The 13,579-nt window shown below is 66.9% G+C and carries 12 protein-coding genes; 2 read left to right on the plus strand and 10 right to left on the minus strand.

All coding sequences use genetic code 11. From position 1 onward, the window contains the following. Positions 1-86: 86 nt before the first annotated feature. From AC069H_RS39515 to AC069H_RS39540, 6 genes are all read right to left on the minus strand, one after another. A complete protein-coding gene (locus AC069H_RS39515; RefSeq protein ID WP_478235724.1) occupies positions 87-3,179 on the minus strand; it encodes a glycosyl hydrolase 2 galactose-binding domain-containing protein in 3,093 nt (1,030 codons plus the stop codon). 120 nt (positions 3,180-3,299) lie between these two features. After that, a complete protein-coding gene (locus AC069H_RS39520) occupies positions 3,300-4,538 on the minus strand; it encodes a hypothetical protein (protein ID WP_478235725.1) in 1,239 nt (412 codons plus the stop codon). 58 nt (positions 4,539-4,596) lie between these two features. Next, positions 4,597-4,983: a YchJ family protein gene (locus AC069H_RS39525; protein ID WP_478235726.1), complete on the minus strand. Its 387-nt coding sequence runs from the start codon at positions 4,981-4,983 to the stop codon at positions 4,597-4,599. Positions 4,984-4,996: 13 nt separating this feature from the next. Then, the gene (locus AC069H_RS39530; RefSeq protein WP_478235727.1) at positions 4,997-5,374 is read right to left on the minus strand and encodes a DUF1801 domain-containing protein; all 378 of its coding nucleotides are present in this window, start codon (positions 5,372-5,374) and stop codon (positions 4,997-4,999) included. A gap of 70 nt (positions 5,375-5,444) precedes the next feature. Beyond that, the gene (locus tag AC069H_RS39535) at positions 5,445-5,648 is read right to left on the minus strand and encodes a helix-hairpin-helix domain-containing protein (RefSeq protein ID WP_478235728.1); all 204 of its coding nucleotides are present in this window, start codon (positions 5,646-5,648) and stop codon (positions 5,445-5,447) included. Between the two features lie 59 nt (positions 5,649-5,707). Beyond that, a complete protein-coding gene (locus tag AC069H_RS39540; protein WP_478235729.1) occupies positions 5,708-6,337 on the minus strand; it encodes a hypothetical protein in 630 nt (209 codons plus the stop codon). 102 nt (positions 6,338-6,439) lie between these two features. Here AC069H_RS39540 and AC069H_RS39545 point away from each other — a divergent pair, with 102 nt between their 5' ends. Both AC069H_RS39545 and AC069H_RS39550 read left to right on the plus strand, forming a co-directional pair. Continuing rightward, the gene (locus AC069H_RS39545; protein WP_478235730.1) at positions 6,440-6,748 is read left to right on the plus strand and encodes a hypothetical protein; all 309 of its coding nucleotides are present in this window, start codon (positions 6,440-6,442) and stop codon (positions 6,746-6,748) included. A gap of 458 nt (positions 6,749-7,206) precedes the next feature. Then, a complete protein-coding gene (locus AC069H_RS39550) occupies positions 7,207-8,004 on the plus strand; it encodes a DUF1684 domain-containing protein (RefSeq protein ID WP_478235731.1) in 798 nt (265 codons plus the stop codon). Here the strand turns inward: AC069H_RS39550 and AC069H_RS39555 are convergent. From AC069H_RS39555 to AC069H_RS39570, 4 genes are all read right to left on the minus strand, one after another. After that, complete coding sequence (locus AC069H_RS39555) at positions 7,986-8,981, minus strand: BtrH N-terminal domain-containing protein (protein WP_478235732.1); 996 nt, start codon at positions 8,979-8,981, stop codon at positions 7,986-7,988. The genes AC069H_RS39550 and AC069H_RS39555 overlap by 19 nt on opposite strands. Continuing rightward, positions 8,978-9,781, minus strand: a complete 804-nt coding sequence (locus AC069H_RS39560) for a MerR family transcriptional regulator (protein ID WP_478235733.1) — start codon at positions 9,779-9,781, stop codon at positions 8,978-8,980. The genes AC069H_RS39555 and AC069H_RS39560 overlap by 4 nt, the downstream gene beginning before the upstream one ends. Before the next feature lie 45 nt (positions 9,782-9,826). Next, positions 9,827-12,733, minus strand: coding sequence for an alpha-L-fucosidase (locus AC069H_RS39565; RefSeq protein WP_478235734.1), 2,907 nt, complete (start codon positions 12,731-12,733; stop codon positions 9,827-9,829). Positions 12,734-12,892: 159 nt separating this feature from the next. Further along, positions 12,893-13,579: a hypothetical protein gene (locus tag AC069H_RS39570; protein WP_007028085.1), complete on the minus strand. Its 687-nt coding sequence runs from the start codon at positions 13,577-13,579 to the stop codon at positions 12,893-12,895.

Raw genomic sequence — 13,579 nt, forward strand, 5'->3', positions numbered from 1 at the left:
TGCCGGTCACCCGGAAAGCGTAACCCACGCCCCGACGGGAGAGGCCCCCTCGCCGGGTGGCGAAGGGGCCTCGGGCGACTCCCGGTCTAGAGGGTGATCTTGTCGATGTTGGGACCGCCGTTCGCCGTGGTGGCGACCGCCTTGATCTTGTTCGCACCCGCCGCCAGTGTCACCTTGACGGTTCTGGTCGTCCAGTTCGGCCAGGCCCCGGTGCCGCCGAAGCCGACACCGGAAGCGCTGATCGAGCCGTTGACCGAGAAGTCCAGCGGCCGGTTCGCCGTCGTCCCGTTCGCGTAGCGGACGACCACGTCGTAGGTGCCCGCCGCCGGGACGTCGACCGTCCATTCGACCGAGCTGCCCGCGACGTTGTCGTAGTTGACGAAGCCGGTGCCGGTGAACCCGGCGTGGTTCGACTCCACCGCGCCCCGGTCGATCGTGGCGTCCTCGGCCTGGTAGTCGACCGGGGTACTGGGGCCGGAGCCGTCGGAGGGAACGGTCTGCGTGCCGGTGTTCCAGCCCGAGACGCGGACCGAAGGCTTGGAGCCCTTGAGATCGGCGGTGCGGTACTTCGCGGTCAGCGTGGTCGTTTCACCCGGCCACAGGCTGACCGCGTTGTCGTTCCACTCCACCGGAAGTACCGGCTTGCCCGCGGCGTCCACGACCTTCGAGTCGACGTAGAACGCCGGGAGCTTGCCGCCCGAGGTGTTCTTCAGCGTCACGGTGGTCGTGGTGGTGCCGTCGGCGCCGGCGACCGACTTCGCCGTCGCGCTGACCGCGGACTGCCCGAGGTTCTTCAGGCCGGACAGGTCGGCGTAACCCGACTGAGGCGTGTAGTACCAGTCGCTGCCACCCCAGTTCAGCGTGTCGGCCTTGGTGGAGAGCCAGTACACGTTCCGGCTGACCTCCTTGCCGGACGAGTCGGTGAGCACCAGCTTCGCCAGGTACGTCGTCGACAGTCCGCTCACCGCCGGGACGGTGACCGCGGTGGCCTTGGCGCCCAGCGCGCCGACCGACAGCCCGGTCTTGGTGTTGCTGTACTTCTCCGTGCCGTCGAGGTTGTACAGCTTCGTGGTCGCCGTCAGCCCGCTCGCCGCGTTCGACGTCTGGTTGATCACCACGACCGACCGATTGTCGTGCGAGTACTGGATGTGCAGCGGCTCGTTGGCCTTCTTCGCCCCGTAGTAGGCGCCGTTCTGGTCCATGTAGGCGTCGAACAGCTGCCAGTGCAGCGAGGTCCACGGACTGTTGAGCATCCAGTAGATCAACCCGGTCGACGGGTTGGTCGAATCGGTGTAGTTGCGCGAGTGCGATTCGAACTCCGCGCGGACGTTCTCGTACTGCGCGAGCTGCGCCTTCCGTACGAAGTCGGTCAGATCCGCCGGCGCGCCGTAGCGCTTGGTGAGCGCGTTGGCGAACAGCTTCAGGTTCGCGAACGTCGTCGACGAAGAACGGTGGTACTGGGGTGCCGACGGGTCCTTCCACATCGTTTCCAGTTCACTGGCCGACATCATCCGCTTCAACGTGTCCATCGTCGGGATGTCGACGCCCGCGCTGGTCTCGGAGTTGAAACTCCACGCGCCGCCACGGTCCTTCTGCGACTTGTCGTACCAATAGACGGGCGGGACGTAGTCGTACGGGCCGTTCATCTTCATGCCGGAAGCGCCCGTGATCGGGGATGGCCTCTTCGACGCAGACGGGATCACCGGGAGGGCGAAGTCGGCGGCCTTCATCGCGTCGAGGTAGCCCTGCTCGATCCGCCGGTCCGGCGCGAAGTCACTGCCGATGTGGAAGGAGATGACGCTCGGGTGGTCACGCAGGCGCTCGGCCTCGGAGAACATCGACGCCTTGGCGATCGGGTAGTCCGACTCGACCCACGGCTCGCCCTTCTCCTCGCCGTTGACGTGCCCTTCCCATTTGTCGCAGCATTCCCAGCCGGGCATGGTCAGCACGCCGAGGTCGTCGGCGAGGTCGAAGAACTCGTCCGGCTCGATGTGGCCTTCCAGCCGGACCGTGTTGAGTCCGAGGTTCAGCACGTACTTGAGCTTGTCGGCCGCCGCGGTCTCGTTCCAGCGCAGGAACAGGTCCGGCGTGTAGCCGCCACCCCTGATCAGCAGCGGTTTGCCGTTGACGCTGTACTGCCGCCCGCCGCTGGAGTTCAGCGGCGCCTTGACGTCGCGGACACCGAACTTCGACTTGGAGGTGTCCGACGGCGTTCCGCCGGCACTCGCGGTCAGGTCGAGTTCGTACCGGTGCTGGCCGCCCATCCCGGCGGGCCACCAGAGGTCGGGTTTGTCGAGGCCGACCACGCCGAAGGTGACCGTCTTGCGTTCCTTGGCGGCCAGCGAGACCGTCTGGGTGATCGGCTTGCCCGCGACGGTGCCGGCGACGGTGGCCTGCACCGCGTTCGCCGAGTCGTTGCGGACGTCGGCCTTCACCGTCAGGTCGGCGCGGTCCAGCGAGGAGTTCAGTTTCTGGACGACGTGGGCGCTGCGCAGCGCGACCGGGCCGCTGCGGCGGACGAGGACGTCGCGCACGATGCCCATGTTCTGGTCCGGCGGGGTCTGCGCCCAGTCGATCCAGCCCATCGAGAGGTCGTTATCGGGGTCGTTGGGGTAGACCTTGAACGCGACGCTGTTGACGCCTTGGCGCACGTGCGCGGTGATGTCGAGGTCGTGGCGGGTGTAGGCGCCGTTGACCTGGTCCTTCGTCGCGATCCTGGTGCCGTTGACCCAGACGTCGGCCTTGGAGAGCACGCCGCTGAAGTCGAGGTACGTGCGCTTCGAGGTGTCGTCGACGTTCAGATCCGTGCGGTACCACCACGGCACCGAGAACTGCGCGGTCGGGACGTTCTTCATGTTCGTCGAGTAGAACGGGTCGGCGTACTCGCCGTTCTGCAGCAATCCGGCGTAGACCGTCGAGCGCGACGACACCGGGTACCAGCCGGCTGTGGGGAAGCCCGGCTTCGACACCGCCGAGTCGTCGCTGACCTGTGCCGAAGACTGGATCACGTAGCCGGGGATCGGGGTGGCGTTGCCCGCGGCGGCGCCGACGGACAGGGGGACGGCCACTTCCGCTCCGGTGGCGGCGGGGGCGGTGGTCACCCCGCAGACCGCGGCGGCCAGCGCGGTGACGGTCATGGCCAGTAACGGGATCCGGGTTCTCTTCTGCCGAAAACTCACGAGCGCGCCTCCTCGGGCACACGGCGGACCTTGGCGAAATCGTTAAGAAAGTTCCCTAACAATATTGGGGGAGATAGTAGCCGCCACGTCACGCGGAGAACAGACCTTGCACCGGGTTCGTCAGCGATGGAAGCTCCGCCGGACGGCGGCCGCGCGCAGGCAGAGCAGGAGCGGAAGGGACGCGTCGTCACGCAATCTCGACGGCAGTGAGGGCGCGTCGGCCAGGTCCACCCCGTCGGAAAGGTCCTTGCCTAGCGCCGCGAGGTCGACGTCGAGCATGGTCGTGCCCGCGCTGTACAGCTTCTCGGCGCCGCGCGTACGACGCGTCAGCAGGGTGGCGCTGTCCACGGAAAGCTCGGTGATCCCCAGGAACTCCGGCTTCGCGCCGCGCTCCATCCAGCGCGCGAACCCGGTCAGTCTGGTGGAGGTGATTTCGCCGGGCAGGAGGCCGGTCTCCTCGCGGAGTTCCCGCTCCATCCCGGCGATCACCGCGGTGCGCAGCATCCGGCGGCGTCCGCCGTCGGGGGTGTCGAGATCCTGGGGTTCCAGCGAGCCGCTGCCCGACGGCGCGAGCAACAGCGCGCTCGCGGAGTTCCGGCCGGACTGGCGCACCACGACCAGTTTGCCGTCGGAGGTGAACGCGATGGTCGAGACGCCGACCAGATCGGCCAGTTCGCTGCTCGCCAGCGTGCGCAGGCTGCCCGATGAGTCGGCGAGTTCCTCGCGGCGGAGGTCGTACTCCTCGCCGGTGTCGGTCTTGGTGATCCGCAGCGTCGAAAGTTCGTTGGAGCACACGGCGTCGAAGAACCGCGCTCGATGCAGCCGGATCGGGGCAGGCGTGGCGCCCGCGGCGGGGAGCGGTTCGCCGCGCATACCGACGATGGCGCCGTTGAACAGCAACCGCCCCTTCGCGCGCAGGGGGAGAACGTGCGGCGCGGTCGCCTTGAGCTTGGGCGGCAGGCGGTACGGCTCCTCGGCGACGACGATCCGAAAGTTCCCCGCTGTCAGTGCTGCGTCGATCGCGTCGCTGACCAGCGCCGTTCCTCGCGCGGGCACGGAGAGGTACGCCGCTCCCGGGTAGGCGGGCGGGGGCGGCAGTTCGGCGGTGGGGAAGGGGGCGGCGATCGCGCTGAACTCGAACCCGGCCCATCGTGCCCGCAGCAGCCGGAGATCCCTGACGAACGTGGTGGTGCCCAAAGCCAGTGCCAGTACCGAAAGCGCGATGCCGAAGGCGCTGGGCAGTATTGTCGCCACACCCAGGACGACGCCGACCCCGGACGCCGCGACCGGCCACTCACGAGCGGCCGAGTAGGCGAAGTGGTCGGCCTTCGCCCTCGCCCGGCGGGTCAGTTTTCCCATCGCCACCTTGTCTATCACGGCAGGGGCGGGTGATTCGCCGGGTTGGCGGAAGTGGGACTCAGCCGACGGGAGCCACGTAGATCCACTGCCCGTCGACGCGGACGAAGTGGCTGTTCTCGTGCATGCTGTCCGCCCGGCGATCCTGCCGGTAGTGGGCACGGAACTCCACGGTGCCCTCGTTCTCCAGCAGTCCGCCGCCGGTCTTGCCGAGGATCTCCAGGAACGTCCAGCGTTGCCCGGGATCGAGCTCGAGATCGGCGGGCCTGGTCTTCGGGTGCCAGGTCTTCGTGAGGTATTCGGTGTCGCCGACGGCGAACGCGCTGAACCGCGACCGCATCAGGAGTTCGGCGGTCGGCGCGGTCGCGGCTCCCCGGTGGAAGCGGCCGCAGCACGCGCCATAGGGCTCGCCAAGGCCGCAGGGGCAACGGGACTCGTCGGTGATCACGCCGCCGATTGTGTCACCGCGCCGCCGCGGTGGTTTCGAGGTCTCGCGCCTGCTTGAGCCAAGCGGTGAACAGGGCGGCGTCGATGTCTTCGACGGAGCGCAGCTTGACGTGCGCCATCTCCCGCGCGCTCGCCTCCAGCCTGCCGGACTCGTCGTCGACGAGCTGCCCCTTCCACAGGGCGAAGGTGACGTACGACGAGTAAGCCTTCATCAGGCAGACGAGGTTCTTTCCGACGGCTTCGCCGGCGCTCCACGTCGGGGAGGCGTGGTACATCGCCTCGATGGAACCCGGCAGGGCGGCGTTGACGATCGGGCGCAACGCGCTGGCGACTTCGCGCAGGTTCTCGGGCAGAGCGGCGATGTAGTCGCCGACGTTCGCGAACTTGGCCATGACTCGTACTCCTTCGGTCGGTGTGGTGTACAGCCAACCACCGAAGTTCAAAGTTGTCAAGACAAAAAAATTAGTCGGTGAGTCTGAATGTCTGACCTCGTGTTTCCAGCGCCTCGCGGATGATGCGGAGCGCTTTGGGGCCGACGCCGTGCAGGCTCGCGAGCTCGGCTTCGGTGACGCGGGTGAAGTGCTCCAGCCGCGTGTAACCGGCCGCGGTGAAGGCGCGTGTCGCCGGGTTGCCGATGCCGGGCGGCAGGTCGGTCTGATCGTTCATGGGTGTCCTCTGCGGTCGTGTCCGGCCTGGCGCCTCCATTGTGGACCGCTGGTGCGGGTTCAAGGTGCGGGGAACTCGACGGCGACGTCGACGGCGGTCTCCAGCGTCGCTTCGCTCGGTCGTCCTGAAGCTGGGGCGGATTCGGCGATCACGACCAGCTTCTTGGCCAGACGGGAGTCGTAGTTCTTGCCGGTGAAGCGGCTTCCGGGCGGTGCCTCGCCGAAGAGCACGACGTTGCCGGTGCCGTCCTTGTCGACGAGCCGTTTCAGGTCGCTTGCCTCGCTCGACTTCGGCATCTTCACCCACGCGACGGACACGGTGATGGTGTTCCCGGCGCCGTCGTCGACAGTGACCATCATGCGATCGAGATCCACGCAAGGATGGCGCAGGAAGAAGCGCTGGACTTCGCCGAAAGAATGCGGCCCGCAGGTGAGTTCCCGCTTGGCGGTCTTCTTCAGCTGGCGCCAGCCCAGGCGTTGCCATGTTTCGGAATGGCGGCCCTTCTGCGCGGATTTCTTGCTGGAGCTTTTGCCTTTGAGGGCTTGGCTCGCGGCGGAATCCAGGGAGGCGGCAGTGCCTCCGCCAATGCCGTTGGTGGCGGCAACGACCACTCCTGCCGTGGCCATCGCGCCCGCACCGTACTTGTATTTGATCCAACGGCCGTCCGGGCCACGTGGTTGATTCACCATGTTGCGCTCCGTCCCCTCCCAAGTCCGGAACGGCCGATCTTGCTCCGGGTTTTGCGGAATAATCGAGAGCTCTTGCGTTAATACGCTCGAACGGCGCAGTCGATGTTCGGGTTTCCGCCGGTACTGAACAGTTTCAGGGACGATAAAGGGTTCGTCGCCAGTGGGCGCTCCGCTGAGGAATACCTGCTGAAGCGCGGCTTGCTCGGGCGGCTGTCGACGGGTGCGGTCATCGCGTCGTGCATCTGGTTGAGCTGGTGGGACGCCGTGACTGGGTACGTGAAGGCCCGGTTCATGTACCCAGGGGCAAGGAAGTGGGCCTTCATGTACTTCAACCGGAGCGAGATCGCGGTGTTCTCCGCGGAGCATGGCGAGGGTGCCTACCTCGTCCAGCCGCTGAGGTTATCGCGTTGAAGGGAAGAATCGGCAGGTAGTGAAGGGCTCCTTCACTACCCTCAGGGTAGGCAAGGAGGCCTTCACGGACCGTTGGTTGCTCACGAGACTCAGGTGGCGCATTGACCTCTTGAATCCGCTTTGGAATGCCGCAATAAATCGAACAAGCGTTCGTAATTTGAGCGACGAGCGAAACGCGTCAGCAACACTGAAGTGTGATGTTGCCTCGCGCGGCGACCACGCAAAGAAAGGGATGACACAATTAGTCGACTAAATGCGTCCGGAATACGAAGTGAGTGGTCGCGCCCCTCGCGAAAGGCCGTCGCTTCCGGGGCGACCGGGAAGGGTTCCTCGACGCCGGGACGCGGCGAAGTCCACCGAGGATCACCAGGGCCAGCCCACATACCGGGACAGGAAATATCGTCGCCGCCGGCCCGTTGACCCGGGGAAACGAGCAAGGTCACGGAAGGGGATCGGCGATGAGCACAAGCCTGGACACAGTCACGCGGGACTGGCAGAGCTGGAAGACCCAGCGCGAGCGCGATCTCGCCGATCCGCTCGGCTGGCTCGCCCTGGTGTCCCTTGATTGGCTCGAGGACAAGCCGCGCGCGTACGAGGGGCTGCCCGGCCTGTGGTGGCAGGACGCCGACGCGGCGTACCTCGAACCTCAGGGCGCGGATCTCTCGCACGACGGCGAGCGGATCACCGGTGTCCGCCGCTTCGAGCTGATCAACAGCGGTGCGACCACCAGGGTCGTCGCCGGCGACATCGAGATCGAGGTGGCGCGCCGCGGCGGGTACCTGATCCGGACGCACGACCCGAAGGCGCCGGTGCTGAACGCTTTCCGCGGTGTCCCGGCGTACGAGCCCGACGCGGCCTGGGTGCTGTCCGGGACTTTCGAGCCCTTCGACGAGCCGCGGCCGACCACGGTCGGTGCGGTCGTCGAAGGGCTCAGCCACGTCTACGTCTCGCCGGGCATCGTGCGTTTCGAGTACGACGGCGTGGAGCACGCGCTCACCGCGTTCAACGGCAAGAAGGACGGCCTGCTCATCCTGTTCACCGATGCCACGAGCGGCGTCACCACCTACGCGGCGAACCGGTCGCTCGCGGTGCCGCCTCCCGCGGACGACGGGTCGGTAGTCCTCGATTTCACCCGCGCGACGAATCTGCCCTGCGCGTTCACCGATTTCGCCACGTGCCCGTTGCCGCCGGCGGGCAACGACCTGCCGTTCGCGGTGGAAGCGGGGGAGAAGCTGCCCTACGAGCGGCAGGGCTGAACGGTCGCGAGCGCCGTCATCGCCTCCTGTTCGCGCCGGGCCAGCTCGGACAGGAGGGCGGACGCGTCGTTCAGCCTTCCGGCATCGCCGGTTTTTCCTGCCTGTGCGAACAAGTCCGCGACCTCTGTCCATAGTGGAGTGATTTCCCGGTATTTCTCATACGCGGTGAGGAGACCGGCATCGTCGACGATGGCCGCGCCTTCTGCGAGGAAGTCACGGTAGATCCGGCGGAAGAGTGCCCCGCCGGTCCCTGCCCGCTCCATCAGGACGGCGGCCTGCGGAAGGTCGCGCGCCGGATCAGTGCTGCGCTCCAGCCATTTCCGCACCTGGACAGCGGCCTTGCCGATCCCGCGATATCCGAGGTTCGAGATGGGCGGATTGAGGAACCCCGCCGCGTTGGCCCGGACGGCCGTGCGGATGGCGTCGGCGAGCGGAACCAGTGGCTCGTCCGCACCGATGGTGAACGAGCGGTTCTTCGCCGTCATCGGGCCCTTCTCCCCGCGGGCGCGTTCGAGGCTCTCCAGTGATGTCGATACGGAGCCGCCCTGCTGTGCCGTGTCGACAAGGAAAGCGTGCTCGTCGTCATAGCCGTACAAGGCGGCGAAGTGCCCTCCGAAGTGGACTTTCGACGTGAAGTACTCCAGGTGGTACGAGTCGAGTTGCAGACCGACCGGCACACCGGCGTCGATCTCCTCGGCCACGTTCCGCCACGCCGTGCGCGCCGAGGTCGTTTCCTTGACCCGCAAGGACAGCCCGAGCCGGTCGGTCAGCTTCCGCGTGATCTCGACGGGCTTGCTGCGCCCGCCGAGGAACGGGAACGGCAGGTTCTTCCCGTCCCAGTAGAGGAAGCCCAGGCCTTCGCCGAGTCCGAACAGCATCGGCTCGGACAGCTCGATCCCGGCGTGCCGCAGGATGACATGGAGCGTGCTGGTCTCGCAGTGCTCCCCGCCCGCGGACGCGATTCCCTCGATGATCACGAGGTCACCGGCCAGGCGATCTCGGTGCGGTAGGCCTCGGGTGCGACTCCCGGCCCGGGCGCCACCAGGTACAACTCTTCGGCGGGACCTGCCGGGACGCGATCGCGTTCGGCGATCCAGCGGCCGAGCGATCGGTACGCGGTCTCGACGTCTTCGTAGCCACCTTCGTGGATCGTCGCCACGAGCGGTCCACCGGGAAGCTCGGCGGAGCCGATCGCCCCGTCGTCCCGCACCGGCCCGCCGACCGGGACGAACAGTTCGACGGTCAGCTCATCGGGATCGTCGGTGACGTAACGGGCCCCGGGCGGTCCGGACGGTGTGACCCCTTGCGCGCCCAGGGCCGCGAACAGCCGGGCGTAGGCGGGGCCGATCAGTTCGGCCAGACCGCTCAACGGCGTCCGGATCGACAGGCGGGCGATCGGTCGCGGTGCGCGCACGCGTTCGTAGACGTGCAGCCACCGTGTCGGTTCGGCGAGCATGGAGTCGAGTCCGTCGGTGATCGCCGCGAGTTCGGCGGCCCGTGCCGCCACCCGGTCGTGATGCCGTTTGATCGCGGCCTTCACCTCGTCCGGGTCGCCCGCGTCCATGATCGCGGCGACCTCCGCCAGCGGCACCTCCAGTTCCCGCAGCCGCCGGATCAGGCCGGCGCGCGCGAACTGTTCGAGCGAGTACCGGCGGTACCCGGTGCCAGGATCGACGCTGGCGGGTACCAGCAGCCCGATCCGGTCGTAGTTCCGCAGCGCGCGGACCGACAGCCTGGTGGCGTGCGCGAACACGCCTATCGGCATCAGGGTCGTCATGGGACCAGCCTGAACCCTATCCCGGGGAGAGGGTCAAGCCGGTACTCACTCCAGTGACAGCCGATCGAGATCCGGGGCGGACGCGTGGTCGTTGTGGAGTTTGATCGTGTTCGCCCCCGCCGTCAGCTCGACCGGCAACGACGCCGTGAGCTGGGTGTTGTTGCCGGCGCCGTCGACCTTCACCTCGATCGGCGTGCCGCCGTTGACCGTGACGAAGTACGAGCGCGGCCCGTTGACGGTGAAGTCGATGTGGAGGGTGTAGCGCCTGGTCTCGGGCACGGTGACGTCGTCGAACCGCACGAACGAACTCGGGTCGCCACCGATGTTGCGGACCTTCTGCCCGCCCGAGCACACCCCGCAGTTCGTGACGCCCGCGTCGCCGACGTCGTTCGCCGAGTCTTCGGCCTCCCGCATGAAGACCCGGTCCGCCGGTCGTGGGCTCACCCGGACCGGCTTGCTCACCGTTTTCGCCCGGCCGAGCAGGTCGAACGACGCGGTGACCGGGATGTCGGCCGCGGTGACACCTTCGGGGGAGACCAGGGTCCAGGAGGCTTCGAGCTCGTTCCCGACCCGCATCGACGCTGTGCTCGCCGGAGCACCCTGCAAGGTCCAGCCCACCGGGACGACGGGTGCGAGGCCGACCTGCTTGATCGTGTCGTCGGCGTCGAGCCGCAGCTTCGCGGTCACCTGAAGGGACTGCCGTCCCGGCGCGAGCCATTGGATGCCGCCCGGTTCGACGGTCAGCGTCGTTTTCGGCGTGTAGGACGACGGTGGCAGGAGGGCGATCGCGATCCGGTCAAGGCCCGGCCCCGAGGAGGCGTCGCTGAACACCTTGACGGTGTTGGCGCCGGCGTTCAGTTCGACGGGGATCGCCGTCGAAGTCACGACTCCCGGCGTTCCGGCGTCGATCACGGTCCCGACGGGGGTGCCGCCGTTGACACTCACCGCCACCGACGTCGCGGGACCGCCCACGGTGTCGAGCTGGAGCCGGTGGCTTCCGGCTTCGGCGGCCGTCACGTTCGGATAAGTGACCGAGTTGCGCGGGCCGCCACCGAGCCCGGTGACCTGGAACGATCCGGAGCAGGATGAGCAATGGCGGAGCCTGGCACGGCCGTCGTGGTCGTTGCGGAAGGACTCCGCCTCCAGTGGGACCTGTGCGCCCAGCGCCGAACTCGGGTAGCCGTACGCCACCTTGATCTCGTCGATCGCCAACTGCTTGTAGAAGGGTTTCGCCTGAGGCCCGGACCAGGTGTTCAGCACCTCGAGTTTGACGAACCGGGCCTGCCGTTCGCCGAAATCGATGAACTGCACACCACGGGCGCTCGGCATCGCGCCGGTGCGGACCGGTTTGCCCCAGTTCCGCCCGTCGTCGCTGACGTAGACGCGATAGTCCTTGATCCGCGACGAGTCCTCCGGCCTGCCGAACGACTCGCGCGCGTGCGTCGGCGACATCTCACGCTGATTCACCGCGAGATAGGTGGCGGTCCGTCTCCTGCCGAGGTCCAAGGTCAGCGAGACCGGCTGCTTGCCGTCGGCGTCCCAATGGTTCTCGAAGCTCCCGTCGACCAGGTTCGACGCCGGATGCCCGGCGCGCGAGGACGAAGCGGTCGCCTTGATCGTGTGGGAGTCGTGGAAGTACCGCTGCCCGGCCGTTTCCACCTTGAACACCGTGTCGTAGGTGTCCCAGTCCTTGATGTCCACAATGCTCAGATAACCCCCGGATTGGCTGAAGCGCAGCGACTTCCCCGTGCGCAGGTCGGACACGCCGGTCACCTTGTATCCGTTGTCGCGTAAGCGGAGCAGGTCGGTGCGCGGCCGCGTCACCACGTGGAGGTACTGCGTTCCCGCGCCGGGCTCGACGGTGATGACGCCGTGCGCACCGTCGTTCCAGAACCCGGGCTGCATCCCGCCGTACATGTACCCGCCGCCCTCCTTGCCCTGCAAGGAGGACCTGATCGGGGGCACCCAGCTCGCCATGAAATTGTTGTACGCCTCCTGTTGCGGCGGGAACTTCCCGTTCACCATCGGGGTTTCGGCCATCAACGACTTCATCGACGAACCCGCGTTGGTGATGTAGCGCCCGGTGGACAGCCGGAAGTCGACGGCCTGATCGGTGCCGTCGTACCACCAGCCGCCGTTGGTCGGCAGCTTGTAGTCGGCCTCGGTGAGCCTCGGCATGGGGGTGAAGGCGGCCTGCGGATAGTCGTACGGCGGTGTGATGCCGGTCTTCTGCTCGTTGCTGACGGTGTCCATGATCGGGGTGTCCTCGTTGTTGTTGCTCAGCAACCAGGACGGCCGTTTCTCGCGGATCTGTTCGTAAAGCTTGTTCTTCTCCCAGTAGTCGTTGTCGTTGTCGATCCAGAACCCGGCGAGGTCCGCGTAGCGGTCCATGACCTCGTGGAAGAGGTCGTAGCTGTACTCGCCGAAGCCCGGGCGGGTCGTCAGGTCGACTTGCTTGCCCTTGTAGGCGGAGTACGCGGCGGAATCCAGTGACTCGACACCGGTCTCCTTGTGCCACTGGGGATCGTCGGTCATGTAGAGGATCGTCCGGACGCCCTTCGCGTTGCCCGCCTTGACGAGCTCGCCGAGGAGGTCGCGGCGCGTGGAGCAGCTGCCCGGGATCGCCGACGGCCACGGGCGCGCGTAGCCCAGCCTGCTGTGGAAGGTGGCGAGCACGATGTAGGAGGCGCCCAGCTTGCGAGCCTCGTCCACCCAGTAGTCCGCGCTCCAGCCGCCGTCGGTGACGGCGCGTTCCCAAGCGGCGCAATCAGTGTGGCGTGGTGCGGTGAACATGCCCCAATGGAGGAAAAGTCCGGCGGTGGCTTCGCGGAGCCACTTCTGCCGGGGATGGTGCACCTCCGCGCTCGCGGTCGTCGTGGTGAGCAGGCTCGTCAGCAGGGCGAGAACTATGGCGAGCCAGGCGATGCGATGCGCTCGAACTCTCATGACCATCCGCTCTCATCCAAGGCGTGGGGTTCCCGAGAGATCCGATGATTGTCGCAGAAATGTCGATGGTCAAGCCCCGATGAGTGGGACACTCATCAAGTCATCGGAGGTATTTCGCGACTAAGCCCTCTCGTCTGCAGTACGAGAGGGCCTGTCGGTCGTGACTCAGATGTTGAAGCCCGGATGAGTCGCGAAGGCGTTGTCGATCACGAGGTTCCCGCGCTGGCGGGCGCGTTCACGCAAGGCCGACGTCGTGCGGGCGCCCTGGGCGTAGAACCACCACAGGTAGAGCGCGCCGTACATCCAGGCGCCCTCGTAGCCCCAGGTGGAGTCGGCGCCGCTCTTGCCGGCGCCGAACACCGAACCCGCCGGGAAGTTCGCGTTGTGCGGCTTCCCGCCCTGGTGCCGCGATTCGTGGATCAACGTCTCGGCGCGTCCGGGAACGTCCTTGGAGTACCAGAAACCGAGGTACAGCTCGATCCGGTCGTCGACGAACGCCCCTTTGAACGAGCGCGCGATGGCGCTGCCGTCGCCGCAGAGCGAGCGGAGGTCGTCGCAGTTGTCGCGGACGTACCGGCGCGCCCAGTTCAGCATCGCCCCGGAATAGGCGTCGTTCTGGTAGTCCTGTGCCGAATAGGTCAGCAGGTAGCACGCGTTGAACGTCCGGGCGAGCGGCTTGTCGGTGTTGCACGCGTCTTCCCAGCCGAAGCCGTCGTCCCAGTAGTCCTTGTTGCCCGCGAAACCGTAGGTGTTCCAGAAATAGTCGATGTAGGTCTGATTGCAGATCGAGGCTCCGTAGAAATTGTCCCCGGTCACGTTCTTGTCGGGCACGGTGTAGCTGCAAGTGGCCAT

The sequence above is a fragment of the Amycolatopsis sp. NPDC043887 genome (assembly GCF_056435665.1).